Here is a 26,156-nt window from a genome sequence, read left to right on the forward strand (position 1 = left end):
TGCCCCCGATAGCAGTGTGTCAGTCGATACATCTGTCACTGATCCACCGCTATCGGGGGCAAGCCCCCTCCCACATTGGCCATATTCCTACAGTGGGAGCTGTTTAGTACTTAGTGCTGCAGGATTTTCTCAAGGAAGTGCTGCGCACGTTCGGAGCGTGCGCTGATGTCGCCGAAGAACTCTTCTTTCGGGCAGTCTTCGATGATCTTGCCGGCGTCCATGAAGATCACGCGGTCGGCCACTTTGCGGGCGAAGCCCATTTCGTGGGTCACGCACATCATGGTCATGCCTTCATGGGCCAGTTGCACCATCACGTCGAGCACTTCGTTGACCATTTCCGGGTCCAGCGCCGAGGTCGGCTCGTCGAACAGCATGACGATCGGGTCCATGGCCAGGGCGCGGGCAATCGCCACACGTTGCTGCTGGCCGCCGGAGAGCTGGCCAGGGTGCTTGTGGGCGTGTGCCGACAAGCCCACGCGGTCGAGCAGTTGCAGGCCCTTCTTGGTGGCTTCTTCCTTGCTGCGGCCCAGCACCTTGATCTGCGCGATGGTCAGGTTTTCAGTGATAGTCAGGTGCGGGAACAGCTCGAAGTGCTGGAACACCATGCCAACGCGTGAACGCAGTTTTGGCAGGTTGGTCTTCGGGTCGGCGATGGAGGTGCCATCGACCACAATGTCGCCCTTCTGGAACGGTTCCAGCGCGTTGACGCACTTGATCAGGGTGGACTTGCCCGAGCCGGAGGGCCCGCACACCACGATCACTTCGCCTTTTTTAACCTCGGTGCTGCAATCGGTCAGCACCTGGAAGTCGCCATACCACTTGTTGATGTTCTTGATAGAGATCATACGGCAAACCTTTTTTGCAGACGCTTGACCAGCAGCGAGGCGGAAAAGCTGATGATGAAGTAGACGACACCGGCAAAGATCAGGAACTCATTGGAGCGGCCGATGATGTCGCCGTTGGAGCGGGCGGAGTTGAGGAAGTCCACCAGGCCCACGGTGTAGACCAGGGAGGTGTCCTGGAACAGGATGATCGACTGTTGCAGCAGCAACGGCGTCATCTTGCGGAACGCCTGGGGCAGGATGATCAGGCGCATGGTCTGGCCGTAGGTCATGCCCATCGCTTGTGCCGCTGCCATCTGGCCCTTGGGGATCGACTGCACGCCGGCCCGCACGATTTCGCAGAAGTACGCAGCCTCGAACATCATGAATGCCACGACGCAGGAAGTGAACGCACCGATCGGCGTGTCTTCGCCGGTGATCCAGCGCAGTACGAACGGCACCGCCAGGTAGAACCAGGTGATCACCAGCAGCAGCGGGATCGAGCGGAAGTAGTTCACATAGGCGCCGGCCACACGCGACAGCAGTTTATTGGACGACAAGCGCATCAGGGCCAGGATGGTCCCGATGATGATGCCGCCGACCACGCCCATGACCATCAGCTTCAAGGTCATGACCATGCCGTTCCACAGGCCCGGGATGGCGGGGATGATGCCGCTGAAATCGAAGTCCATTATTTACCCCCCACGGAGATCAGGCCGGGCACTGCGACTTTCTTCTCCACTACGCGCATCAGCAGCATCAGGCTCATGTTCAGGGTGAAGTAGATCAGCGTGGCCAGGGTGAAGGCTTCAAACAGGTTGGCCGAAAACTCGGCGGTCTGTTTGGTTTGCGCCAGCAGTTCCATCAAGCCGATCAAGGACGCCACGGAGGAGTTCTTGAACACGTTGAGGAATTCGGAGGTAAGCGGTGGAATGATGATGCGATACGCCTGGGGCAGCAGCACGTTCCAGTAGATCTGCGGCAGCTTGAAGCCCATGGCGCGCGCGGCGGATTCCTGGCCACGTGGCAGCGCCTGGATGCCTGTACGTACTTGCTCACACACACGGGCGGCGGTGAACAGGCCCAGGCACACCACAACGCTCAGGTAGGCCGAGGTGGTCGGGTTCAGGTCTTGTTTGTACCAGTCCTGCAGGTTTTGCGGCAGCATGTCCGGTACCAGGAAGTACCAGATGAACAGCTGAACCAGCAGCGGCACGTTACGAAACAGTTCTACGTAGCAGGTCGCAATGCCCGACACGAGGCGGTTTGGCACCGTGCGCATGACCCCCAGAATGGAGCCCAGCAGCAAGGCGATAATCCATGCCACGATGGCGATGGCGATGGTCCAGCCCAGCCCGGAGAGGTACCAGTCGAGATAAGTCTCGCTGCCCACGCCGGTGGACTTGAAGAACACGCCCCAGTCCCAGTTGTAATTCATTAGGGTCTCCCCTCGAGATCGATCGATGTACAAGCACCCGCTTGGGAAGATCCTTTTCCGCCCGACAATGAATGCCAGGCACACGCGATCGGCTCGAAAACCGCCAGGTCGAGTGTTCCAAGTTGAAGCTAGCAGGTAATTACAGACGCCTGAGGGAGGGTTGGCTCCCTCAGGAGATAAGCTTAGTCAGGTATCAGATTTTTACTTCTGGCGCTGGTTTGTCGCTTGGGTTGGCGATCAGCTCCTTGACCTTGTCGCTCATCGGGAAGTTCAGGTTCAGGCCCTTCGGTGGGATTGGGCTTTCGAACCATTTGGCGTAGATCTTGTTGATCTCGCCGGACTTGTACAGGGCGACAATGGCGTCATCCACGGCTTTCTTGAAGTCCGGGTCGCCTTTGCGAACCATGCAAGCATAGGCTTCGAAGGACTGCGGAGTGCCGGTGATAACCCAGTCATCCGGCTTCTTGGCCTTGGCTTCTTCACCGGCCAGCAGCGCGTCGTCCATCATGAACGCAACGGCACGGCCGCTTTCGAGCATCTGGAAGGATTCGCCGTGGTCTTTGGCGGAGATAACGTTCATGCCCATCTGCTTGTCGGCGTTCATCGCCTTGATGATGCGCTCGGACGTGGTGCCGGCGGTGGTCACGACGTTCTTGCCTTTGAGGTCGGCAAAGTCAGCGTAGGACGGCTTGCCTTCCTTGTCTTTCTTGACCAGCAGGCGGGTGCCGATTTCGAAGATGTTGACGGTGAAGTCGACTTGCTGGGCGCGTTCGGCGTTGTTGGTGGTGGAGCCGCACTCCAGATCCGCGGTGCCGTTCTGGATCAACGGGATACGGGTTTGCGAGGTCACCAGGTTGTATTTGGCTTTCAGGTCGGGTTTGTTCAGGTCTTTTTTCAGTTGTTCAACGACGGCCAACTGAATGTCGTGGGAGTAGCCCACGGGTTTGCCCGAACCATCCGCAATGTAGGAAAACGGAATAGAGCTGTCGCGGTGAGCGAGAGTGATGGTGCCGGAGTCGTTGATTTTCTTCAGCGTGCCGGTGAGTTCTGCGGCAAAAACTGGAGTGCTGATCAGAGCAGCAGCGATAGCTGCGCCCAGGATATGGGGAACGATACGCATCAATACTTCCTCGACATTTGTTTTTTTTATGAAGCCAGGTGAACGGCTCTCTTGTATAGCGAATGCCCGTGACGGCTCCTAAGGCGCCTCAGGTAATCGTCAGAGAGTGTAGAGCATGAGTCGTGCCATACCGAAAATAAAAGGGTAACTACATGATTTATATGGAGATTAACTTTTTGTTTCGGCGATATTTTCAGGCGGCGGTCCGGCAAACCGAATAGGGTGGAGGGGTGTGTTCGGAAAACCGAATAGTCCGTAGGGGCGAGCTTGCTCGCGAAAAACGCAAAAACGCCGCGTTTATGCTGAATAAACGCGGCGCTCTCAGGTTTTTCGCGAGCAAGCTCGCTCCTACAATTGGGCGGTCAGGCCGCTTCGATCTTGCTGCGGCTCTGCTCGACCTTGGACAGGTAACGCTGCAGGTTTTCCTGCTCCTGAGGTGTGGTGAACAGGCCAAGCTTGGTACGGCGCCACAGCACGTCCTGCGGTTGGGTCACCCACTCTTCGGCGCACAGGTAGTCGACTTCGCGGGTATACAGGCCGCCACCCAGGTGGTCACCGAGGTCGGCCAGCGATTGCACGCCTTCCAATAGGCGCCAGGTGCGGCTGCCATAAGTGGTGGACCAGCGACGGGCGATCTCGCTCGGCACCCAGTCGAACTTGTTGCGGATGGCTTCGGCCAGCGCTTCAGGCGTGCTCATGTTTTCGCCGCCGGGCAGGCTGGCGGTGGCGGTCCAGCTTGGGCGCATCTGGGTAAAGTACGGCGCCAGTTGGGCCATGGCCGATTCGGCCAGCTTGCGATAGGTGGTCAGCTTGCCGCCGAATACCGACAGGATCGGCGCTTCGCCGGAGCCGCCGGACAGCGACAGGGTGTAGTCACGCGTAATGGCCGATGGGTTGTCCGACTCGTCATTGCACAGTGGGCGCACGCCGGAATACGTGTGGACGATATCCTCGCGGCTCAGCTGCTTCTTGAAGTGCGCGTTGACCACTTTGAGCATGTAGTCGGTTTCACCTTCGGTAATCGCTACTTTAGCCGGGTCGCCCGTGTATTCGCGGTCGGTGGTGCCGATGATGGTCAGGTGGTTCAGGTACGGAATGGTGAAGACGATGCGTTGGTCTTCGTTCTGCAGGATATGCGCGTGGGCGCCCTCGTACAGTCTTGGCACGATCAGGTGGCTGCCCTGGATCAAGCGGATGCCGTAAGGCGAATCCAGCTTCAGGTCGTCCCTGATGAATTTGGCTACCCACGGGCCGGCGGCATTCACCAGCGCGCGTGCGCGGATCGAGAACAGGCTGCCGTCGGCACGTTCCATGTTCATTTCCCACATGCCGTTGCTGCGCTTGGCGCTGACGCAACGGGTCTGCGTGTGGATGTGCGCGCCTTTTTCGCGGGCAGCCATGGCGTTGAGTACCACCAGGCGGGCGTCGTCGACCCAGCAGTCGGAGTATTCAAAGCCCTCGGTGATTTCGCTTTTGAGCGGGCTGTCGGCGCCGAACTTGAGGCTTTTGGAACCTGCCAGCTTTTCGCGCTTGCCCAAGTGGTCATAAAGGAACAGACCGGCACGAATCATCCACGCCGGGCGCAGGTGCGGGCGGTGTGGCAGTACGAAGCGCATTTGCTTGACGATGTGCGGGGCCTTGGCCAGCAGTACTTCACGCTCGGCGAGGGCTTCCCGCACCAGGCGGAATTCGTAATGTTCCAGATAACGCAGGCCACCGTGGATCAGCTTGCTGCTGGCCGAAGACGTGTGGCTGGCCAAGTCATCCTTTTCGCAAAGGAATACCGACAAACCGCGCCCGGCTGCGTCTGCTGCAATGCCGACGCCGTTGATCCCGCCGCCAATTACGGCAACGTCATAGACTTCGGCAAGCGGTGGAGCAGGCAAGGTGGAAGGGTTCATCGGCTAGCCTCGCGATCTTTTAGTCTTGGAATTCGAACATTAATGTTCATTTGCGAAAATGGTAGCTGATAAATGCAGGCACAGCCAGCTGACTTCGATTGAAAAAACTCATCGAAGGGTGGGAAAAGGAAGAATTGTGAACATGAGTTGAGGGAGGACTCAAGAGGTTGAGTGCTGGATAGATCGCCATCGGGAGCAAGCCCCCTCCCACTTTGGTATGTGTTCACAGCTCAAAATGTGGGAGGGGGCTTGCTCCCGATGGCGGCAGTGCAGGCGCTACACGACCTCGAGCCGCACCTTATGCTCATTTAACACTTGCACCAATGCGGGCACCGGCTGCTGGTCAGTCACCAGGCAATCCACCAGGCTGATGGGCCCCAGGCGAATCATTGCATTGCGCCCGAATTTGCTGGAGTCCGCCGCCAGGATCACCTGCCGCGCATTGGCGATGATGGCCTGGGAAACCCGCACCTCCTGGTAATCGAAGTCCAGCAGGCTGCCGTCCTCGTCGATCCCGCTGATACCTACCAGGGCAAAGTCGACCTTGAACTGATTGATGAAATCGACACTGGCCTGGCCCACCACGCCGCCATCGCGGCGCACGTTGCCGCCGGTCAGCAACACATCGAAGTCGTCCTTGGCACTGAGCATGGTGGCGACGTTGAGGTTATTGGTGATGATTTTCAGGTGGCTGTGATTGAGCAGCGCACGAGCGATGGATTCGGTGGTGGTGCCGATGTTGATGAACAGCGAGGCATGATCGGGAATCTGAGCGGCGATCGCTTCGCCGATGCGTTGCTTCTCGTCACGCATCTGATCGGCCCGCATGGCGTACGCGGTGTTCTCGACACTGGAGTCATAGGCCGCGCCGCCGTGGTAGCGGCGCAGCAGATTGGCGTCCGCCAGTTGGTTGATATCGCGGCGGATGGTTTGCGGGGTGACAACGAATAGCTGCGCCATTTCCTCGATACTGACGTAGCCGCGTTCGCGGACCAGTTCGAGGATTTGTTGTTGGCGGGGAGGCAGATTCATGGGGCGTCCTTTGGGCTGCCATACAAAAGTGGCCCATGATGACGCAGGAATCCGCTCCCTGCCAGTTACAACCTTATTCAGCGCCTTCGTGCGGTTCCCAGTCACGGGTGCGGCTCACCGCTTTTTGCCAGCCGGCGTAGAGTTTCTCTTTGGCTGCTTCATCCAGCTGTGGTTCGAACTCGCGCTCGATCACCGCCTTGCCACGCAACTCCTCCAGGCTGCCCCAGAAGCCACACGCCAGGCCAGCCAGGTAGGCGGCGCCGAGGGCAGTAGTCTCGCGCATTTGTGGGCGTTCGACCTGAGTGCCGAGGATGTCGGCCTGAAATTGCATCAGGAAGTTGTTGGCGACCGCACCACCGTCCACGCGCAGGGCCTTGAGGCGTTCGCCCGAGTCCTGTTGCATGGCGTCGAGTACGTCGCGGGTCTGGTAGGCAATCGACTCCAGCGCCGCACGAATGATGTGGTCCACGCGTACGCCTCGTGTCAGGCCGAACAGCGCGCCACGGGCATACGGGTCCCAGTACGGTGCGCCCAGACCGGTAAAGGCGGGTACCAGATACACGCCGTTGCTGTCCTTGACCTTGCCGGCGAAGTATTCGGTGTCGTGGGCGTCGTTGATGATTTTCAGTTCGTCACGCAGCCATTGCACAGTGGAACCACCATTGAATACCGCGCCTTCCAGAGCGTAAGCCACTTCACCGCGGGGGCCGCAGGCGATGGTGGTGAGCATGCCGTGCTTGGATTTCACCGCCTTGTCGCCGGTGTTCATCAGCAGGAAGCAACCGGTGCCATAGGTGTTCTTGGCCTGGCCGGCTTCGACGCACATCTGGCCGAATAGCGCGGCCTGTTGGTCACCGGCAATACCGCCAATGGCGATGCCACTTTTGGTGCGGCCGTAGATTTCGGAGGACGACTTCACTTCGGGGAGCATTTCCCGCGGGATGTCGAGAATCTCCAGCATCTTCGCATCCCACTCCAGCGTGTGGATGTTAAAGAGCATGGTGCGCGACGCGTTGGTGTAGTCGGTGACGTGGGTCTTGCCGCCGGTAAATTTCCAGATCAGCCAGCTGTCGACGGTGCCGAACAACAGCTCGCCATTGCGCGCACGTTCGCGGCTGCCTTCGACGTTGTCGAGGATCCACTTGAGCTTGGTGCCGGAGAAGTACGGGTCGGTAACCAGACCGGTAGTGTCGCTGATGTACTGCTCATGGCCGTCTCGCTTGAGTTGCTGGCAAATTTCGGTGCTGCGTCGGCACTGCCAGACGATGGCGTTGTAGATCGGGCGACCGGTGATTTTATCCCAGACCACGGTGGTTTCACGCTGGTTGGTGATACCGATGGCGGCAACCTGATCATGGTGCAAACCGGCCTGGGCCAGCGCCTCTACCATCACCGCGCTTTGGGTGGCGAAGATTTCCATCGGGTCATGCTCAACCCAGCCGGCCTGCGGGTAGTGTTGGACGAATTCACGTTGCGCGGTGCACACCACGTTGGCGTCGCGATCGAAGATGATCGCCCGCGAACTGGTGGTGCCCTGATCGAGGGCAATGATGTAGTTCTTATTCTGAAGGTCGGTCATGTCAATTGCCTTGAACGAAATAAGGAAGTCAGAAATCAGCCTGGGCCGTGAAGGGCAGGGGACCAGGCTGGCGCTTTCAGGAAATACGAGTCTTGCCGTCGACAGCCGTGTCAGGTGTTTCAGCTATAGCAGGTGCTGCGCTCGGCAGGTGGCGAGCGATCAGCCCGCGATAGGCGGCAGCACCGAGGCAAGCACCGACAATCGGGGCGAATATCGGTACCAGGAAGTAAGGAATATCGCGACCGCCAGTAAAGGCCATTTCACCCCAACCGGCGAAAAAGGTCATCAGCTTGGGCCCGAAGTCCCGTGCCGGGTTCATCGCAAAGCCGGTCAGCGGGCCCATGGCGCTACCAATCACGGCGATCAATAAACCGATCAGCAGCGGGGCCAGCGGGCCGCGAGGCAGGCCGTTGTTGTCGTCGGTGAGGGCCATGATCACGCCCATCAATATTGCGGTGATGACCATTTCCACCAGGAATGCCTGGGCCGTGCTCAGCAATGCATGGGGGTAGGTGGAGAACACCGACGCCAGTTCCAGGCTGGCCTGGGAGCCACGGACCATCTGGTGGGTTTGTTCGTAATCGAAAAAAAGATTGCTGTAGAGCGTGTACACCAGTGCGGCGGAGCAGAATGCGCCGGCGACCTGGGCGAGAATATAGAAGGGCAGTTTGCGTTTTTCGAAGTCGGCAAAAAGGCACAGGGCGATACTTACCGCCGGGTTGAGGTGAGCCCCGGATATACCGGCACTCAGGTAGATCGCCATGCTGACACCGATCCCCCAGATGATGCTGATTTCCCATAACCCAAAGCTCGCACCCGCGACCTTGAGCGCAGCGACGCAACCGGTACCGAAGAAGATCAGCAGCGCAGTGCCCAGGAACTCGGCCATGCATTGGCTCGAGAGTGAAGGCTGTTGAAGAGCAGTTGTCATGGAAAACCTCAGTTGTTGTTCTTGTCTGGCGCACTGCCTCAACGGGCGGTTGCGCGATTTTCACCGTGACGAGGATCCCCATCCTTAGTCGCGGCTTACTGCTGGAGCACTGATGGACTATTCCTACAGTATTCGGAAACGAAAAAATATAGACAAGAATGACCGCTGTCAAAGGTCGAAAGTGAACCATTGGTCACTTTCGAACTATTGGTCTGGTGAATGATCACGCCCTTTATACCGAGCTTGTGACCCAGCAGTGCTTGGACTAGAGCGTTTTGCCGGCGCTTGGCCTAGAATTGGGCACCTGTTTTCCCTGCCGGAGACGCCATGACGCCCGCACTGGATTTGTTGAAAAAAGTTCGCGCCGAACATCGCATTCACAGTTATGAACATGACCCCAAGGCGGCGTCGTATGGTCTGGAAGCTGCGGAGAAATTGGGCCTCGACCCGGCGCAGGTGTTCAAGACGTTATTGGCGAGCAGCGAGAAGGGCGAATTGTTGGTGGCGGTGGTGCCGGTCGTCGGAAGTTTGGACTTGAAGGCGCTTGCCCATGCGGCTGGCGTAAAAAAGGTCGAAATGGCAGACCCGGCGGCAGCGCAGCGGTCTACTGGCTATCTGTTGGGCGGTATCAGCCCGCTGGGGCAGAAGAAGCGCTTGCGCACGTTTATCGACGAAACTGCGCAACCCTTTGCAACGATTTTTGTCAGTGCCGGGAGGCGAGGGCTGGAGGTGGAATTGCCCGCCGCGGTGCTGGCTGAACATACCCAAGCCAAATTCGCGGCCATCGGCCGGGCCTGATGATCAGCCGTGTGGAGATCTAATGGGGGAGGGGGCTTGCCCACTCCCACATGTATAACCGCTTACGCCTGGAACAGCACCAGATGCTCGGCCGCCACTCGAATCCCCACGTCCGTCCCCACCTGTTGATCAACATGGCTGGGGAAAATCGATTCCAGCTGAGCGCCCGTTGGCAGTTGCAACCGGTACAAGGTCGAGGCGCCCTGGAACGTCTTGCCGACGATCCGGGCTTTCAATGCGCTGTCCGGTGCGTAGACGATGTCGTCCGGGCGTAGCAATACATCCACCGCGCCACCTGTGGGCCAGGTATAGGCGCGATTGCCGCGCAGGTCTCCCAGTTCGGTGCTCACTGACTCCGGTGAGTTCAAGCGACCTCGAATGAAGTAACCCTGCCCGATAAAGCTGGCGACATAGGGCGTCTGCGGTTCGTGGTAAAGGTTGTAGGGCGTGTCCCATTGCTCCAGACGACCTTCCTTGAACACGCCGACATGGTCGCTGACCGCGAAGGCTTCTTCCTGGTCGTGGGTCACCAGGATCGCACTGGTGCCGCGTGCCTTGAGGATGTCGCGCACTTCATGGCTGAGCTTGCGGCGCAATTCGCCATCGAGGTTGGAAAAGGGTTCATCCAATAGCAACAGTTGCGGCTCTGGCGCCAGGGCGCGGGCGAGGGCGACGCGTTGTTGCTGGCCACCGGAAAGCTCATGAGGGAAGCGCTTGCCCAGATTCTTGAGGTTGACCAGTTCCAGCAGCTCGGCGACCACACGATCCTTTTGCGGATGTTTGCGAATACCAAAGACGATGTTGTCTGCCACGCTCAAATGCGGGAACAGTGCGTAGTCCTGGAACACCATGCCAATACGCCGTTTCTCCGGTGCCAGGGTAAAACCTGCACTGGAGATGACTTCGCCCGCCAAGCTGATTTCGCCTTCGTGTACCGGTTCAAAGCCGGCAATGGCGCGCAAGGTGGTGGTCTTGCCGCAACCGGACGAGCCAAGCAGGCAACCGATGTCGCCGGCATTGAGGTGCAGGTTGAGGTTCTGCACCACCCGTTGATCTTGATAGCCGCATGCCAGATTGCGCAGGTTCAGCAGTAATGGCTGGCTCATGCGTGGTGGTACGACGGTGGGACGAGAAACTCGAGCAAGGCTTTTTGCGCATGCAGGCGGTTTTCGGCCTGGTCCCAGGCGACAGAGCGTGGGTCATCGAGCAGGTCGAGGCTGATTTCCTCACCTCGGTGAGCAGGCAGGCAGTGCATGAACAGTACGTCCGGCGCTGCGGTATCGAGCAGGGCACGTGTCACCTGGAAAGGTGCGAACTGGGCCAGGCGCCTGGCCGTTTCGTCTTCCTGGCCCATAGAGGTCCAGACGTCGGTGCTGACCAGGTGTGCGCCGACCACCGCATCCTTCGGATCACGCAGCAACTGCACGCGGCCATCGGCCTTGGCCATGAACTCGGCGCTCGGCTCGTAGCCTTCAGGGCAAGCGATACGCAGGTGGAAGTCGAACTGGATCGCCGCTTCTATATAGCTGTTGCACATGTTGTTGCCGTCACCGATCCAGGCCACGGTCTTGCCCTGGATCGAACCGCGGTGTTCGAGGAAGGTTTGCATGTCGGCCAGCAACTGGCAGGGGTGCAGGTCGTCGGACAGCCCGTTGATCACCGGCACGCGCGAGTTGGCGGCAAATTCGGTCAGGGTGCTGTGGGCGAAGGTACGGATCATTACGGCATCGAGCATCCGCGACATAACGATGGCGCAATCGCTGATCGGCTCGCCACGGCCCAGTTGGGTATCACGCGGGGACAGGAAGATCGCCTGGCCACCCAGCTGGATCATGCCGGCTTCGAAAGACAGGCGTGTACGAGTCGAAGACTTCTCGAAGATCATCCCCAGTACACGGTTTTTCAAGGGCTCAAACAGTACGCCGCGGTTACGCAGGTCTTTAAGCTCAATGCCTCGACGGATCACGCTGACCAGCTCTTCGGGCGTGCAATCCATCAGGGAGAGAAAGTGCCTTGCGCTCATCATTAACTACCTTTTTGCAACAGACCGCAGATACTCAAAGCCTTGTTTATTGTGACAACGGGCGAGACCTGCGGCGAAAGCCGCACGGGGCGACGAAATAGGGGAAGGCGCGATATTGACATTAAATGTCGCGTCTTACCAATAGGGCTACGGTTTTTAAGAGTGTTCAAGCAGGGCGCTGACGCGCGTTTGAAGACGATTTCCTGACAGCAGCGGGCCATTTGTACACTGGCGCCGAGACCTTTTGCAATGCGCGGGGGCGGGCCCAGGCCAGGTTGTGTCGGTTTTAGTCGGTGCGCGGGAGGCTTCTGAAACATTTGCTCATGGTTAGCCATGCCTTTGCCTATGCCCGTCGATTCACAGCGCGAAGGTTGCTGGCGCCCTGGGCGGTCGCGGGCCATAGTTGGCCAAAGCCCTTATAAAGAGACTGGCCATGACCAAGACTCTCCATCACCGTGCCTGCCACCTGTGCGAAGCCATCTGCGGCCTGACCCTGGAAACGACTCAAGCCGAAGACGGTCGCCTGGCGATCACCTCGATCAAGGGCGACCCCCTGGACAGCTTCAGCCGCGGACACATCTGCCCCAAGGCGGTAGCGCTGCAGGATATCCAGAATGACCCGGACCGCCTCCACCAGCCCATGCTGCGGGTTGGTAACGAATGGCAGCCGATCTCATGGGAAAGTGCCTTTGCGCTTGTAGCCGAACGCCTTGCGGGTATCCAGGCCCGGCATGGCCAGAACGCGGTGGCGGTTTACCAAGGCAACCCCAGCGTGCACAACTATGGGCTGATGACGCACAGCAATTATTTTCTTGGCCTTTTGAAGACGCGCAACCGGTTCTCTGCAACCTCCGTCGACCAGTTGCCCCACCATCTGACCAGTCACCTGATGTACGGCCATGGCTTGCTGCTGCCGATCCCGGACATCGACCACACCGACTTCATGCTGATTCTGGGTGGCAACCCGCTGGCGTCCAATGGCAGCATCATGACCGTGCCCGATGTGGAGAAACGCCTCAAAGCCATCCAGGCACGGGGCGGTAAAGTGGTGGTGGTCGACCCTCGACGCAGCGAGACGGCGGCGATTGCCGATCAGCATTTGTTCGTACGCCCCGGCGGTGATGCGGCGTTGTTGTTCGGGGTGCTCAACACCCTGTTTGCTGAAGGGCTGACCCGCGCCAGCCATTTGCCGGTTGAAGGCCTGGACGACGTACGCCGGGAGATCGCCAACTTTAGCGCCGAGGCCATGAGCCGCCAATGTGCAGTGCCTGCCGAGCAGATCCGTCAATTGGCGCGAGATTTTGCGGCCGCCGATAAAGCGGTGTGCTACGGACGCATGGGCGTCTCGACCCAGGCGTTCGGCACGTTGTGTCATTGGCTGGTGCAGTTGATCAACCTGGTGACCGGCAACCTGGATCGGGTGGGAGGTGCGTTGTGCACCACACCAGCGGTGGACCTGGTGGCGTCGACTGGCGGCGGGCATTTCAATCGCTGGCAGAGCCGTGTGTCCGGGCGTCCCGAGTACGGCGGGGAACTGCCGGTGTCAGCCTTGGCCGAAGAAATGCTCACCGAAGGTGAAGGGCAAATCCGTGCCCTGGTGACGGTGGCCGGCAACCCGGTCCTGTCGACGCCCAATGGCCGTCAACTGAAGCAGGCGCTGGATGGGTTGGAGTTCATGGTCAGTGTCGATCTCTACATCAACGAAACCACGCGTTATGCCGACCTGATCCTGCCGTCCACATCGGCATTGGAAAATGACCACTACGACACCACCTTCAACATGTTCGCGGTGCGCAACGTCACGCGCTTCAACCGCGCGATCCTGCCAAAACCCGCAGGCGCGCTGCACGATTGGGAAATTTTCGTCGGCTTGGCCAAAGCCTTTGCGGCGCAGACCGGCGTGTCACTCAAACCCACAATGCCGCCCGCGCAAATGTTCGATTTCGGGCTGCGCGCCGGCACTTATGGTGATGCGTCTGTACATAAGCTGTCGGTGGCGATGCTGGCCGATCACCCCCACGGCGTAGACCTGGGCCCGCTCCAGCCAAACCTGGGCGCGCGGCTGAAAACCGCCGATGGCAAGGTGCAGGCGGCACCGCCGGTGATCCTGGCGGACCTGTCGCGTTTTGCCGCGCAACCGGTGCCTGCGGTGGACGAACTGCTGCTGATTGGTCGCCGTCATGTGCGCAGCAATAATTCGTGGATGCATAACTATCACCGGCTGGTGAAGGGCAAGCCGCGCCATCAACTGTTGATGCACCCCGACGATCTGGCCAGTCGGCAGTTGAGCGATGGCCAGCGAGTGCGAGTGAGTTCGCGCATCGGCATGATCGAAGTGGAAGTCGTGGCCAGCACGGACATGATGCCGGGTGTGGTCAGCCTGCCTCACGGTTGGGGCCATGATCGTCCGGGCGTGCAGATGAGCATCGCAAGCGGCCAGCCGGGTGCGAGTGCGAATGACTTGACCGACGAGCGGCAACTGGATGAGTTATCGGGTAATGCGGCGCTCAATGGGGTGCCGGTGCAAGTGGCGGCTGCGTGAGGTGCCCGAGCACTGCGCTGGGATTTTGCGTTACAATGCGCCACCGTGCCGACCTGTGAGTCGCAAAGTTCCAGCCGAGGTGTTCCATGGATATCATCGAAACGATCAAAGACCAGATTGCCAACAACACCATTCTGCTCTACATGAAGGGCGCGCCTAACGCTCCTCAGTGCGGTTTTTCCGCAAAAGCCTCCCAGGCCATCATGGCGTGTGGCGAGAAGTTCGCCTACGTGGATATCCTGCAGAATCCGGAAATTCGCGCCAACCTGCCTAAATACGCTAACTGGCCGACTTTCCCGCAACTGTGGGTAGCCGGTGAGCTGGTTGGCGGCAGCGATATCATCACTGAAATGGCAGCCGATGGTTCGCTGCAAGCGCTGATCAAAGACGCAGCGGAAAAAGCGGCAGCCAAGACTGAAGCTTGATTGACCTGCAATAAAAAGCCCCGCTTCTCTGACGAGAGCGGGGCTTTTTTGTATGTAGGGGTTATTCACCCATCTGCGATTGCAGGTAGTTCTCCAGGCTGACCTTGTCTATCAGGCCCAACTGGGTTTCCAGCCAGTCGATATGCTCTTCCTGGTCTTCCAGGATGTCTTCCAGCAGCTCACGGCTGCCGAAATCGCCTTTGGTCTCACAGTGGGCAATCGCTGCCTTGATGTCGCTGTGGCTTTTGCGCTCAAAGCCCAGGTCACTGCCGATCATTTCCTGAGTGTGCTCGCCGATGTTCAGCTTGCCCAGGTCCTGCACGTTCGGCAGACCTTCCAGGAACAGGATGCGCTTGATCAGCGCGTCGGCGTCCTTCATGGCCTTGATCGATTCTTTGTATTCACGCTTGCCGAGCTTTTCCAGGCCCCAATCGTCGTACATGCGCGCATGCAGGAAGTACTGATTGATCGCGACCAGTTCATTGGCAAGGATTTTGTTGAGTTGCTGGATGACTGAGATGTCGCCTTTCATGACTGGGGTCCTGCCCTGTAATAGCTGTGTATAAGGGGGAGTCTGAGCGGTGAAAATCCCAGTGTCAAACCTAAGTTATTGAATAATAAATGAAAATTAATCGGAATAAGAATGTTTGTGTTCCGCGTCTTGGCGCTAACTAATTGAATTACAGGCATAAAAAAACCGGACACAAGGTCCGGCTCTTTAAAACATGTCTATCAGGCGTGTGTAAATTCTGTCGAGTAGGGGATCGCGGCCTGGGCTGTTTGCAGCTGCGTCAGGGTTTCCCGTACCACTTGCTTGGCGAGGCAGGCGCATTTGCCGCACTGGCTGGCAACGCCCGTGGTTTCACGCACTTCTTTGTAGCTGCAGCAACCTTCGTAGATCGCTTCGCGGATTTGTCCGTCGGTGACGCCAGTGCAGAGGCAGACATACATAAGTGAGAACCGTCGCGGGTTTATGGCTTAAGTGCGATGGATCTTAATGTTAACGAGAATGATTGTCAAAATAGTTTCAGCAGCAATCCGAGAGGAATTGCCCGTGCGCTGACGAACGGTTTTTTCGGTGTATGATGGTCGGTCTTCACGAAGCGTGATTGCGTCATATTTCTGTCTGCTTCCACAGGCAGACTCGACCGGTCCTTTTACTTCAATCGTCACCCCCTATATCAGGAGATATCCAATGAGCGTACTCGTCGGTAAACAAGCCCCGGATTTTGACGTTCCAGCCGTCCTCGGCAATGGCGAAATCGTAGACAGCTTCAAACTGTCTGAAGCCATCAAAGGCAAATACGGCCTGGTATTCTTCTACCCGCTGGACTTCACTTTCGTCTGCCCTTCGGAGCTGATCGCCCTGGACCACCGCATGGACGATTTCAAGGCGCGCAACGTAGAAGTGGTTGCCGTGTCCATCGACTCCCATTTCACCCACAACGCCTGGCGCAACACCGCCATCAACGACGGCGGCATCGGCAAAGTCAAATACACCATGGCTGCCGACATGAAGCACGACATCGCCAAGGCCTACGACGTTGAGTCTGAAGGCGGCGTCGCTTTCCGTGGCGCGTTCCTGATCGACGACAAGGGCGTCGTGCGTTCGCAGATCATCAACGACCTGCCGCTGGGCCGTAACATGGAAGAGCTGATCCGCCTGGTTGACGCCCTGCAATTCCACGAAGAGCACGGTGAAGTCTGCCCTGCCAACTGGAAAAAAGGCGACAAAGGCATGAACGCTTCGCCAGAAGGCGTTGCCGCTTACCTGACCGAGAACGCCGGCAAGCTGTAAGCCTGCGTCGAGGTACAAAAAAACCGGCCTGAAAAGGCCGGTTTTTTTATGGGAGGGGCGGTGCAGGCTCAGTCGTTGAAGTCTTCCCAGCCACCCATCTGTTTCCAGCGGTTGACGATGCCACAGAACAGGTCGGCGGTCTTTTCGGTGTCGTAGCGCGCCGAGTGGGCTTCACGACCATCAAAGTCGATACCCGCTGCCTGGCAGGCTTTGGCCAGTACGGTCTGGCCATACGCCAGGCCTGCAAGGGTGGCAGTGTCGAAGCTTGAGAACGGGTGAAACGGGTTGCGCTTCATGTCCAGGCGCGCCACGGCGGCATTCAGGAAGCCCAGGTCGAAGCTGCTGTTATGGCCGACCAGGATCGCGCGTTTGCAGCCATTGGCCTTCAGCGCCTTGCGCACGCCACGGAAGATATCGGTCAGTGCTGCTTCTTCACTGACGGCCATGCGCAGCGGGTGGTCGAGCTTGATCCCGGTGAACTCCAGGGCCGCGGCTTCGATATTGGCGCCTTCGAACGGCTCGACACGGAAGAAGTGGGTGTGTTCCGGGAACACGAAACCCTGTTCGTCCATGCCGATGGTGGTTGCGGCAATTTCCAGCAGGGCGTCGGTGGCGCAGTTGAAGCCACCGGTTTCTACGTCGATGACAACCGGCAGATAACCGCGAAAACGCTCGGCCATCGGGTGGCGCGAGCCGCCGCCACTGTGCTCTTGTTCGTCATCGTAATGGTCTTCACTCACTTGCTTTCCTCCAGCAGGCGCCAGCGCAGTGTTTCACCGGCGCGCAGCGGGATAACGGTCAGCTCGCCAAACGGCAGGCTGGCGGGGGCGGTCCAATCTTCACGGACCAGGGTAATGCGGTCGGTATTCGCCGGCAGGCCGTAGAAACGCGGACCATTGAGGCTGGCAAAACCTTCGAGTTTGTCCAGGGCATTGCGCTTTTCGAATGCTTCGGCATACAGCTCGATGGCGGCAAACGCCGTGTAGCATCCGGCACAACCGCATGCGGCTTCCTTGGCGTGCTGGGCGTGGGGCGCCGAGTCGGTGCCCAGGAAGAACTTCGGGCTGCCGCTGGTGGCGGCATCCAGCAGTGCCACCTGGTGAGTGTTGCGCTTGAGGATCGGCAGGCAATAGAAGTGCGGCCGAATTCCGCCCACCAACATGTGGTTGCGGTTGTAGAGCAGGTGGTGAGCGGTGATGGTCGCGCCAACGTTAGCCGAAGCTTCGGTGACGAACTGCACGGCATCGGCGGTGGTGATGTGCTCGAACACTACCTTTAAAGTCGGGAACAACTCGACCACACGACGCATGTGTTCGTCGATAAAGATTTTCTCGCGATCGAACACGTCCACATCGCCACGGGTCACTTCCCCATGGATCAGCAACGGCATACCAACTTCGGCCATGGCTTCGATCGCCGGCAGGATCTTGTCGATACTGGTCACGCCGGAATCAGAGTTGGTGGTCGCGCCGGCCGGATAGAGCTTGGCAGCGTGTACGAAGCCGCTAGCCTTAGCCTGGCGAATCTCTTCAGGCTGGGTGCGGTCGGTCAGGTAGAGCACCATCAACGGTTCAAAGCGGCTGCCGGCCGGTCGTGCAGCGAGAATACGCTGGCGATAGGCGTCGGCTTCTGCGGCATTGCGCACCGGAGGTACCAGGTTAGGCATGATGATGGCACGGCCAAACGTGCGCGCCACATCGGCCACGGTTTGGGGTAACGCAGCACCATCGCGAAGATGAATATGCCAGTCGTCGGGACGCAGCAGGGTCAGGCGGTCGGACATTGGGGATTCCAGGCGGGTCAATCTGGTGGGAATGCTACCGGAAAAGACTCTTGCAGGCACTCGCTATCAAGTTTTGCCGGATGCGACCGATATCCCCGGGTATGCCCTAACGATGTATGACGCTTTGAAGTGTTGTAGAAACCAGTGGAGCCTCCCGTGCGCCAGCATTATCTAGCCCTGCTCAGTGTGTTCGCCAGCCTGCCCGCTATGGCCCTCACGTTCCAGACCCGTCTGGAGAATATTGAGTGGAAGGTAGAGGGCGACCAGTTCGAGTGCCGCCTGACGCAGCCGATCACCGACTTTGGTTCCGGGGAGTTCGTGCGCCGGGCCGGCGAGCAGGCGACGTTTCGCCTGAAAGCCTACAACGGTGCGTTTGGCGCAGGCTCGGCAACCTTGTTGGCCGCCGCTGCGCCCTGGCAGCCGGGCCGAGGCGATATCAACCTCGGGGCGGTACGTGTCGGCAGTGGCGACGTACTGTTCAATAGCTCCCAGGCCCAGGCCGGGCGCCTGTTCACTGGATTGCTTGAGGGGCGCAGCCCGACCGTACGGCATTACGCGCGCGAGGGCGGGTACTCGGAGGTGCGTCTGCTGCCGGTGAGGTTCAGCAAGGCTTACAGCGACTATCAGTCGTGCACTGCCAAGCTGTTGCCCATGAATTACGATCAGGTCAAGCAGACTGAAGTCGGATTCCCCGGTGGCGGCATTGAGCTGGACGCTGCCGCCAGGAAGAAGCTGTCTGTGATTCTTGCGTTCATGAAGGCCGACCCTACCGTCAATCATGTCGAGTTGAACGGCCACTCGGATAACAGTGGCAATCGCCTGACCAATCGCGACGTCTCGCGCCGCCGCGCCCTGGCGGTGATGGATTACTTCAAGGCCAATGGCATTCAGGAATCGCAGATCACCCTGCGTTTCCACGGCGAGAGCTACCCTCTGGCACCCAACACCAGTGCCGCCAACCGCGCCCGCAACCGCCGTGTGAATATCCAGCTTGAGCGGGTCGCTGCCCCCGAGAAACCGGCATCCCAAGCCACGGTACCGAGCAACCCGGCGGCTACCTCGTAGGTGCGACCATCGGTCGCCCACTCGACATAATCTGTCGCTTTATCTTCATTTGCTGTCGCGCCCCTGTAATTTCGCGGTTTTGATCGGTAGAATCGTTGCCTTTCCGTACAACCCCGTGGAGTGATGGCATGGCCGACGTAAACAAGGTCGTTCTCGCGTATTCCGGCGGCCTGGACACTTCGGTGATCCTCAAGTGGCTGCAGGATACTTATAACTGTGAGGTGGTGACCTTCACCGCTGACCTGGGTCAGGGCGAAGAGGTCGAACCTGCACGTGCCAAGGCGCAAGCCATGGGCGTGAAAGAGATCTACATTGACGACCTGCGCGAAGAGTTCGTCCGCGATTTCGTATTCCCGATGTTTCGCGCCAACACTGTCTACGAAGGTGAGTACCTGCTGGGTACCTCCATCGCACGTCCGCTGATCGCCAAACGTCTGATCGAGATCGCCAACGAAACCGGCGCTGATGCCATTTCCCACGGCGCCACTGGCAAGGGCAACGACCAGGTGCGTTTCGAACTGGGTGCCTATGCACTCAAGCCAGGGGTAAAAGTGATCGCCCCTTGGCGTGAATGGGACCTGCTCTCCCGTGAAAAGCTGATGGATTACGCTGAAAAGCACGCGATCCCGATCGAGCGTCATGGCAAGAAGAAGTCGCCGTACTCGATGGACGCCAACCTGCTGCACATCTCCTATGAGGGCGGCGTGCTGGAAGACACCTGGACCGAGCACGAAGAAGACATGTGGAAATGGACCGTCTCCCCGGAGAACGCTCCAGACAAGCCACAGTATCTGGAACTGACTTACCGCAACGGCGACATCGTCGCGTTGGACGGCGTTGAAATGTCTCCGGCCACCGTGCTGGCGACCCTCAACCGTATCGGTGGCCAGCATGGTATCGGCCGTCTCGACATCGTCGAGAACCGCTATGTGGGCATGAAGTCCCGCGGCTGCTATGAAACCCCGGGCGGCACCATCATGCTGCGTGCTCACCGTGCCATCGAATCCATCACCCTGGACCGTGAAGTCGCCCACCTTAAAGACGAGCTGATGCCCAAGTACGCCAGCCTGATCTACACCGGTTACTGGTGGAGCCCTGAGCGTCTGATGCTGCAACAGATGATCGACGCCTCCCAGGCCCACGTGAACGGCGTTGTGCGCCTGAAACTCTACAAGGGCAACGTGATCGTCACGGGTCGTAAATCCGATGAGTCGCTGTTCGACTCCAACATTGCGACGTTTGAAGAAGACGGTGGCGCCTATAACCAGGCGGATGCGGCGGGCTTCATCAAGCTGAACGCCCTGCGTATGCGGATTGCTGCCAACAAGGGGCGCTCGTTGTTCTGAGTGTTGCCTCGGTTGTGAAAAATGGCCCCTTATCCAAGGGGCCATTTTTTTTGCTTGTTTATTATTGGATGAACATAAATAGGGCAATGATGTTTATCAGTGTTTAGCGGGTGCTTGAGTGTGTTTTTTCTGAAACTTTACTGGTTGTTTTACTTTTTTGCGTTTTGTTTTTAACGCTGAATGATTTTTTACATCTGCTGAGGAACTATGTCTGACAGAAAATTCACTCATGTAACTGCAATAGCGAGGTTATTCGTTGAATTTTCTGTAGGAATTATGGAAATCTATAAATATGTTAAATGGAACTAATACAGACGGGCTTTCCTTGTCGTTCTGCGTGCAGCCAGGCTCCAGGCAAGGGGTATTTCCTGAAAGTCTTGTGCGGTGCGTTTACCTTCATAGGCTTATGCCAAGGACATTTCACTCAAAATATGTGCGCGTCGAGAAAAGTCTGAAAGCATCCATAAAGCCCTATACATCTAAGTTTGCGATTTTTTGTAGGCTAATTCCTATCTTCCTGTGGGTTGGGTCTCTCCCTGCCGTTGCTCGGGGTGGAATGCTATGCCAACTAGTAATCGACTAGGCTATTGTGTTTGCTCTAAATAATTCGAACAGCGAAATTGGACTTTCTCATGAATAAAGTGCTGATCGTGGATGATCATCCCGTCATTCGTCTTGCTGTGCGCATGCTAATGGAGCGTCATGGTTATGAGGTCGTTGCCGAGACCGATAACGGTGTCGATGCGTTGCAACTTGCACGGGAACACATGCCGGATATTGTGATACTGGATATCGGAATCCCCAAGCTCGACGGCCTGGAGGTGATTTGCCGGTTGGCTTCAACCAAGCAAGCCATATCGTTCAAGGTGCTGGTGCTGACGTCCCAGGCCCCTGGCCATTTTTCCATGCGCTGCATGCAGGCAGGGGCGGCCGGCTATGTCTGCAAGCAGCAGGATCTTACCGAGTTGTTGAGCGCCATCAAGGCGGTGCTCTCCGGCTACAGCTACTTCCCGAACCAGGCGCTCAATTCAGTGCGTTCAACCATGGGCAACGCCAGCGAAGCTGAAATGGTTGAACGCTTGTCGGGGCGAGAGATGATGGTGCTGCAGCAACTGGCACGTGGCAAAACCAACAAGGAGATTGCCGACGGCATGTTCCTCAGTAACAAAACCGTCAGTACCTACAAGACTCGCCTGCTACTCAAGCTCAATGCCCGCTCCCTTGTGGACCTGATCGAGTTGGCCCAGCGCAACGGCTTGGTGTAGGAGGACGTTGCACCGCTCAAAACCCGTGTATCCGGCAGAAAAAAGCCTCCGTCAGGGAGGCTTCCGGTCGTTCACGCATCGATCACAGATCGAAGTCGTAATCGGCCAGCTGTTTTTGCAAGCGTCGCTCTTCCAGAAGATTGTCGATAGTGCGACGTTTGCTCAAATTGGTCTTGGCTACCTCTACAGGTGTCTCTACCGCGTCCTCATCCGACTCAGCGAGGTCGTCTTCCACTTCCAGTTGTTCTTTGCCAGCGCTCATAAGATTAACTCCGGGCTAAGACTGCCATTGGGGCTCCTTATAGCGATAATCTGCGAACGGGTAAAAAAGATTTTTTCAATCGACTGATCAAAAAAATCAATGGTCGCTCAATCGTCGGACGTCTTGTCCTTGTATTCACACAGATCTTCGATGCGACAGCTGCCGCAGCGGGGCTTGCGAGCCTGGCAAACGTAGCGCCCATGCAGGATCAGCCAATGATGGGAGTCGAGCAAATACGGCTTGGGCACGAACTTCATCAGTTGCTTTTCCACCTCGACCACATTTTTGCCCCGCGCAATGCCGGTTCGGTTACTGACCCGGAAGATGTGCGTATCCACAGCCATGGTCAACTGCCGGAATGCGGTATTGAGTACCACGTTGGCCGTTTTGCGGCCCACCCCTGGCAAGGCTTCCAGGGCTTCGCGCGTTTTCGGGACTTCACCACCATGCAGCTCTACCAGCAGGCGGCACGTTTCGATCACATTCTTGGCCTTGCTGTTATACAGGCCGATGGTCTTGATGTACTCGGACAAACCTTCCACACCCAGGGCGTAAATCGCGGCCGGGGTATTGGCCACGGGATACAGCTTCGCCGTGGCCTTGTTGACACCGACGTCCGTGGATTGGGCTGACAGGATCACCGCAATCAGTAATTCGAAAGGGGAGGAGTAGGCCAGTTCGGTTTTCGGTTCCGGATTGTCTTCATGAAACCTGCGGAAGATTTCCAGGCGTTTTGCGGCATTCATAGGGGCGGACGTTTCCTTGCTGGCGGTCGACGTGATGTTAGCAATGCAAAGCGCAGGTTCAGGCGTCGGTGTTGGCCTCGGCATCCTGCAGCGTCTGCTCGGCGGCGTTCAACGCAGCGCTCAAGGCTGCCAGTTGCTGCTCGCCAGCCTGCTCGGCCTGGGCCTTTTTCAACTCGGCTCGGCGCATGGCCAGTTGGATTTTTGCACGCTTGAGGTCGGCGCTCTTGGGGGGCGTTGTCGGCGGCGCACTGTTGGCCTCCAGCGCGGCAAGCGCCTGTTCGCAAGCCTCGAACTGCCGTTGCAGCATAATCAATTGCGACTGTTGCTCAAAGGTAGGGGGATGCCCAAACGCCTTCAACGATTTGTGCAATTGAGCGCGACTCATGGTGACGCTGATTTTGGCCTGCTTGATCGCGGCGTCCTGAGCGGCCTGATGATTATTGACCTGTGTCGTTTCCACCGCAGCTGCGCGTTTGGCCCGTGTCAGGCGTTCGGCGAGCTTGCAGGCTTCCTCACGTTGCAGGCGGGCGTTGCGTTGTTCGAAACGCCGTCGCGCCCGATCACGTTTGAGGTCGCGTTCACGCCGCTCGTCATCGGTGCCTGCCAAGCCGCCCACGATAGGCAGTACGTCAGCGAGCGCACGCATCTCGATACAGTCGACGGGGCAGGGGGCGACACAGAGGTCGCAACCGGTGCACTCGTCGGTAATCACGGTGTGCATCAGCTTGGCGGCGCCCACAATGGCGTCCACCGGGCAAGCCTGGATGCATTTGGTACAACCGATGCATTCGGCCTCACGGATATAGGCAATCTGCGCGGGCGCTTCCCCGCGGCTGGTGTCCAGGTCCAGCACTGGCAGGTGTAGCAGTTGCGCAAGCCCGGCGATAGTTTCCTGCCCACCGGGCGGGCACTTGTTGATGGCCTCGCCCCTGGCGATGCCTTCTGCATAAGGCTTGCAACCCGGGTGCCCGCACTTGCCGCATTGAGTCTGCGGCAGCAGCGCGTCGATACGTTGAATGAGGTTCATGCTGTGATCATAGCGTTGACGCCCGGCCCAGGGAGGTGGGCAAGCTGAAAAGCCCCGCCGTGGCAACAGCGGGGCATTTTGCAGGAATTACTTGATGCGTTGGCCCGGCTTGGCGCCGCTGTCGGGGCTCAGCAGGTAGATTTCTTCGCCGCCAGGGCCCGCCGCCATCACCATGCCTTCGGAAATGCCAAACTTCATTTTCCGTGGCTTGAGGTTGGCGATCATCATGGTCAGGCGCCCATCGAGCTTGGACGGGTCCGGGTAAGCGCTCTTGATCCCGGAGAACACGTTGCGCTGTTCGTCACCGATATCCAATGTCAGGCGCAGCAACTTGTCGGCACCCTCCACGGCTTCGGCCTTGATAATCAGTGCTACGCGCAGGTCCACGGCGGCAAAGGCGTCGAAATCGATTTCCGGAGAAATCGGGTCCTTGGCCAGTTCGCCATTGCCCGCAGGCGCAGATTGGCCGGTATCGGTCTGGCTGGCGACCAGGTCTTCCTTCGAAGCATCGGTCATGGCCTGGACTTTCACCGGGTCAATGCGGGTCATCAAGGGCTTGAACGCGTTCAACTGATGATTACCGAGCAAGGTGGCGTGATCGTTCCAGGTCAGCGGCGCCACATTCAGGAACGCCTCGGCATCGGCGGCCAGCAATGGCAGCACCGGCTTGAGGAAGATCACCAACTGGCGGAACAGATTGACGCCGGTGGCGCAGATAGCCTGAACCTCAGCTTCCTTGCCTTCCTGCTTGTTCAGCGACCACGGGGCTTTGTCGGCGATCCAGGCGTTGGCACGGTCGGCCAGGCTCATGATTTCGCGCATGGCGCGGGCGAAGTCGCGGGCCTCATAGGCGTCGGCGATGCTTGGTGCGGCGGCCAGGAAGGCGTCGGTCAGTTCCGGTGCGGCGTTCTCGGCTACCAGTACACCGGCGTTGCCCTTGTGGATAAAACCGGCGCAACGGCTGGCGATGTTGACGACTTTACCCACCAGATCCGAGTTGACCTTCTGTACGAAGTCTTCCAGGTTCAGGTCCAGGTCGTCGACACCCCGGCCCAGCTTGGATGCGTAGTAGTAGCGCAGGTATTCAGGCGACAGGTGGTCCAGGTAGGTGCGCGCCTTGATAAAGGTGCCACGGGACTTGGACATTTTCTGCCCGTTCACCGTCAGGTAGCCGTGCACGGCAATGCCGGTCGGCTTGCGGTAGCCCGAGCCTTCAAGCATCGCCGGCCAGAACAGCGCGTGGAAGTTGACGATGTCCTTGCCGATGAAGTGGTACAGCTCGGCAGTGGAGTCCTTGCCCCAGAACGCGTCGAAGTCCAGCTCCGGGGTGCGGTCGCACAGGTTCTTGAAGCTGGCCATGTAGCCGATCGGCGCGTCCAGCCATACATAGAAGTACTTGCCCGGCTCGCCCGGGATCTCGAAGCCGAAGTATGGCGCGTCGCGGGAGATGTCCCACTGCTGCAGGCCACTGTCGAGCCATTCGGAGAGTTTGTTGGCCACGGCGTCCTGCAAGGTACCGCTGCGCGTCCAGGTTTGCAGCATTTGCTGGAAATCCGGGAGCTTGAAGAAGAAGTGCTGCGAGTCCTTGAGCACCGGAGTGGCACCGGAGATCGCCGACTTGGGATCCTTCAGGTCGGTCGGTGCGTAGGTCGCGCCGCATTTTTCGCAGTTGTCGCCGTACTGGTCTTCGGTGCCGCATTTGGGGCAGGTGCCCTTGATGAAGCGGTCGGCCAGGAACATCTTCTTTTCCGGGTCGAAATACTGGGTCACCGAACGTTGGTCGATGTGCCCGGCTTCCTTCAACCGCAGGTAGATCTGGCTCGACAACTCGCGGTTTTCGTCGGAGTGGGTCGAATGGAAGTTGTCGAAGTCCACCAGGAACTCGGCAAAGTCGGCGCTGTGTTCAGCCTGCACGTTGGCGATCAGTTGTTCCGGGGTGATACCTTCCTTTTCGGCGCGCAACATGATGGCCGAACCGTGGGCGTCGTCCGCGCAGACATAAATGCATTGATTGCCGCGATGCTTCTGGAAGCGCACCCACATATCGGTCTGGATGTACTCAAGCATATGGCCAAGATGGATGGAACCATTGGCATAGGGCAGGGCGCTGGTGACGAGGATCTTGCGTGGCTCGGACATGGGGCTCGGCTACTTGATGAAACGGAGGTCGGCCACTATAAAGCGCCGGGAAATTTATTTCACCCCGTGACGCTGTTTCAGAATCTTCCGGAACCTCGAAAGCGTGCCGTTCAAC

The 26,156-nt window shown here is 58.4% G+C and carries 25 protein-coding genes; 7 read left to right on the forward strand and 18 right to left on the reverse strand.

What is annotated here, in order from left to right; genetic code table 11:
• Nucleotides 1-110: 110 nt before the first annotated feature.
• The 8 genes from TK42_RS00770 to TK42_RS00805 all read right to left on the reverse strand — a co-directional run bounded on the left by TK42_RS00770 (nucleotide 111) and on the right by TK42_RS00805 (nucleotide 8,822).
• Nucleotides 111-845, reverse strand: coding sequence for an amino acid ABC transporter ATP-binding protein (locus tag TK42_RS00770; RefSeq protein WP_003188952.1), 735 nt, complete (start codon nucleotides 843-845; stop codon nucleotides 111-113).
• Complete coding sequence (locus TK42_RS00775; protein WP_003188954.1) at nucleotides 842-1,513, reverse strand: amino acid ABC transporter permease; 672 nt, start codon at nucleotides 1,511-1,513, stop codon at nucleotides 842-844. The genes TK42_RS00770 and TK42_RS00775 overlap by 4 nt, the downstream gene beginning before the upstream one ends.
• A complete protein-coding gene (locus TK42_RS00780; RefSeq protein ID WP_003188956.1) occupies nucleotides 1,513-2,259 on the reverse strand; it encodes an amino acid ABC transporter permease in 747 nt (248 codons plus the stop codon). Before TK42_RS00780 ends, TK42_RS00775 begins: the two co-directional genes overlap by 1 nt.
• A 193-nt stretch (nucleotides 2,260-2,452) precedes the next feature.
• Nucleotides 2,453-3,379: a glutamate/aspartate ABC transporter substrate-binding protein gene (locus tag TK42_RS00785; RefSeq protein ID WP_005785249.1), complete on the reverse strand. Its 927-nt coding sequence runs from the start codon at nucleotides 3,377-3,379 to the stop codon at nucleotides 2,453-2,455.
• 362 nt (nucleotides 3,380-3,741) lie between these two features.
• Entirely contained in the window at nucleotides 3,742-5,280 is a 1,539-nt protein-coding gene (gene glpD / locus TK42_RS00790; RefSeq protein WP_103733409.1) for a glycerol-3-phosphate dehydrogenase, read from the reverse strand.
• Nucleotides 5,281-5,556: 276 nt separating this feature from the next.
• On the reverse strand, nucleotides 5,557-6,312 hold the full coding sequence (locus tag TK42_RS00795) for a DeoR/GlpR family transcriptional regulator (protein WP_003188962.1): 756 nt from the start codon (nucleotides 6,310-6,312) through the stop codon (nucleotides 5,557-5,559).
• Between the two features lie 73 nt (nucleotides 6,313-6,385).
• Entirely contained in the window at nucleotides 6,386-7,891 is a 1,506-nt protein-coding gene (gene glpK, locus TK42_RS00800) for a glycerol kinase GlpK (protein ID WP_005785253.1), read from the reverse strand.
• A 76-nt stretch (nucleotides 7,892-7,967) separates the two neighbouring features.
• A complete protein-coding gene (locus TK42_RS00805) occupies nucleotides 7,968-8,822 on the reverse strand; it encodes an MIP/aquaporin family protein (RefSeq protein ID WP_032877537.1) in 855 nt (284 codons plus the stop codon).
• A gap of 327 nt (nucleotides 8,823-9,149) precedes the next feature.
• On the opposite strand from TK42_RS00805, the gene ybaK reads away from it, so the two are divergent.
• Nucleotides 9,150-9,620: a Cys-tRNA(Pro) deacylase gene (gene ybaK, locus TK42_RS00810; protein WP_005785257.1), complete on the forward strand. Its 471-nt coding sequence runs from the start codon at nucleotides 9,150-9,152 to the stop codon at nucleotides 9,618-9,620.
• Nucleotides 9,621-9,682: 62 nt separating this feature from the next.
• Here the strand turns inward: ybaK and TK42_RS00815 are convergent, their stop codons facing one another.
• Both TK42_RS00815 and argF read right to left on the reverse strand, forming a co-directional pair.
• Complete coding sequence (locus TK42_RS00815) at nucleotides 9,683-10,726, reverse strand: ABC transporter ATP-binding protein (RefSeq protein WP_078820412.1); 1,044 nt, start codon at nucleotides 10,724-10,726, stop codon at nucleotides 9,683-9,685.
• On the reverse strand, nucleotides 10,723-11,643 hold the full coding sequence (gene argF / locus TK42_RS00820; RefSeq protein ID WP_103733410.1) for an ornithine carbamoyltransferase: 921 nt from the start codon (nucleotides 11,641-11,643) through the stop codon (nucleotides 10,723-10,725). Before argF ends, TK42_RS00815 begins: the two co-directional genes overlap by 4 nt.
• Nucleotides 11,644-12,076: 433 nt before the next feature.
• On the opposite strand from argF, the gene TK42_RS00830 reads away from it, so the two are divergent.
• Together TK42_RS00830 and grxD are read left to right on the forward strand one after the other, a co-directional pair.
• Complete coding sequence (locus tag TK42_RS00830; RefSeq protein WP_103733411.1) at nucleotides 12,077-14,185, forward strand: molybdopterin oxidoreductase family protein; 2,109 nt, start codon at nucleotides 12,077-12,079, stop codon at nucleotides 14,183-14,185.
• A gap of 86 nt (nucleotides 14,186-14,271) precedes the next feature.
• Nucleotides 14,272-14,610 (forward strand): Grx4 family monothiol glutaredoxin, encoded by a 339-nt coding sequence (grxD, locus tag TK42_RS00835; RefSeq protein ID WP_005785264.1) that lies wholly within the window; start codon nucleotides 14,272-14,274, stop codon nucleotides 14,608-14,610.
• A 61-nt stretch (nucleotides 14,611-14,671) separates the two neighbouring features.
• Here grxD and bfr read toward each other — a convergent pair whose 3' ends face one another.
• Complete coding sequence (gene bfr / locus TK42_RS00840) at nucleotides 14,672-15,142, reverse strand: bacterioferritin (RefSeq protein WP_005785266.1); 471 nt, start codon at nucleotides 15,140-15,142, stop codon at nucleotides 14,672-14,674.
• Nucleotides 15,143-15,342: 200 nt separating this feature from the next.
• Nucleotides 15,343-15,561 (reverse strand): bacterioferritin-associated ferredoxin, encoded by a 219-nt coding sequence (locus TK42_RS00845; protein WP_005785268.1) that lies wholly within the window; start codon nucleotides 15,559-15,561, stop codon nucleotides 15,343-15,345.
• A gap of 244 nt (nucleotides 15,562-15,805) precedes the next feature.
• On the opposite strand from TK42_RS00845, the gene TK42_RS00850 reads away from it, so the two are divergent.
• The gene (locus TK42_RS00850; protein WP_003172097.1) at nucleotides 15,806-16,408 is read left to right on the forward strand and encodes a peroxiredoxin; all 603 of its coding nucleotides are present in this window, start codon (nucleotides 15,806-15,808) and stop codon (nucleotides 16,406-16,408) included.
• A gap of 68 nt (nucleotides 16,409-16,476) precedes the next feature.
• On the opposite strand, the gene rnt is transcribed toward TK42_RS00850, so the two are convergent.
• Entirely contained in the window at nucleotides 16,477-17,148 is a 672-nt protein-coding gene (gene rnt, locus TK42_RS00855) for a ribonuclease T (protein ID WP_005785271.1), read from the reverse strand.
• Nucleotides 17,145-18,191 (reverse strand): dihydroorotase, encoded by a 1,047-nt coding sequence (gene pyrC, locus TK42_RS00860; protein WP_103733412.1) that lies wholly within the window; start codon nucleotides 18,189-18,191, stop codon nucleotides 17,145-17,147. Before pyrC ends, rnt begins: the two co-directional genes overlap by 4 nt.
• 156 nt (nucleotides 18,192-18,347) lie before the next feature.
• Between pyrC and TK42_RS00865 the strand changes: the two genes are divergently transcribed.
• The 3 genes from TK42_RS00865 to TK42_RS00875 all read left to right on the forward strand — a co-directional run bounded on the left by TK42_RS00865 (nucleotide 18,348) and on the right by TK42_RS00875 (nucleotide 21,867).
• The gene (locus TK42_RS00865) at nucleotides 18,348-19,256 is read left to right on the forward strand and encodes an OmpA family protein (protein WP_032877528.1); all 909 of its coding nucleotides are present in this window, start codon (nucleotides 18,348-18,350) and stop codon (nucleotides 19,254-19,256) included.
• Nucleotides 19,257-19,384: 128 nt separating this feature from the next.
• Nucleotides 19,385-20,602 (forward strand): argininosuccinate synthase, encoded by a 1,218-nt coding sequence (locus tag TK42_RS00870; RefSeq protein ID WP_005785276.1) that lies wholly within the window; start codon nucleotides 19,385-19,387, stop codon nucleotides 20,600-20,602.
• A 632-nt stretch (nucleotides 20,603-21,234) separates the two neighbouring features.
• Nucleotides 21,235-21,867 carry a response regulator transcription factor gene (locus tag TK42_RS00875; protein ID WP_005785278.1) on the forward strand — a complete coding sequence of 211 codons (633 nt, stop codon included), beginning with the start codon at nucleotides 21,235-21,237 and terminating at the stop codon, nucleotides 21,865-21,867.
• Between the two features lie 82 nt (nucleotides 21,868-21,949).
• Here the strand turns inward: TK42_RS00875 and TK42_RS00880 are convergent, their stop codons facing one another.
• The 4 genes from TK42_RS00880 to metG all read right to left on the reverse strand — a co-directional run bounded on the left by TK42_RS00880 (nucleotide 21,950) and on the right by metG (nucleotide 26,041).
• A complete protein-coding gene (locus tag TK42_RS00880) occupies nucleotides 21,950-22,129 on the reverse strand; it encodes a PA3496 family putative envelope integrity protein (protein ID WP_005785279.1) in 180 nt (59 codons plus the stop codon).
• A 107-nt stretch (nucleotides 22,130-22,236) separates the two neighbouring features.
• On the reverse strand, nucleotides 22,237-22,875 hold the full coding sequence (nth, locus tag TK42_RS00885) for an endonuclease III (protein ID WP_032877527.1): 639 nt from the start codon (nucleotides 22,873-22,875) through the stop codon (nucleotides 22,237-22,239).
• 58 nt (nucleotides 22,876-22,933) lie between these two features.
• Entirely contained in the window at nucleotides 22,934-23,902 is a 969-nt protein-coding gene (rsxB, locus tag TK42_RS00890; protein WP_032877526.1) for an electron transport complex subunit RsxB, read from the reverse strand.
• An 87-nt stretch (nucleotides 23,903-23,989) separates the two neighbouring features.
• Nucleotides 23,990-26,041: a methionine--tRNA ligase gene (gene metG / locus TK42_RS00895; protein ID WP_103733413.1), complete on the reverse strand. Its 2,052-nt coding sequence runs from the start codon at nucleotides 26,039-26,041 to the stop codon at nucleotides 23,990-23,992.
• Nucleotides 26,042-26,156: the final 115 nt, after the last annotated feature.

Origin of the sequence: Pseudomonas sp. GZJR-8 (genome assembly GCF_002916705.1) — a bacterium.
GTDB classification, from domain to species: Bacteria; Pseudomonadota; Gammaproteobacteria; order Pseudomonadales; family Pseudomonadaceae; genus Aquipseudomonas; species Aquipseudomonas synxantha_A.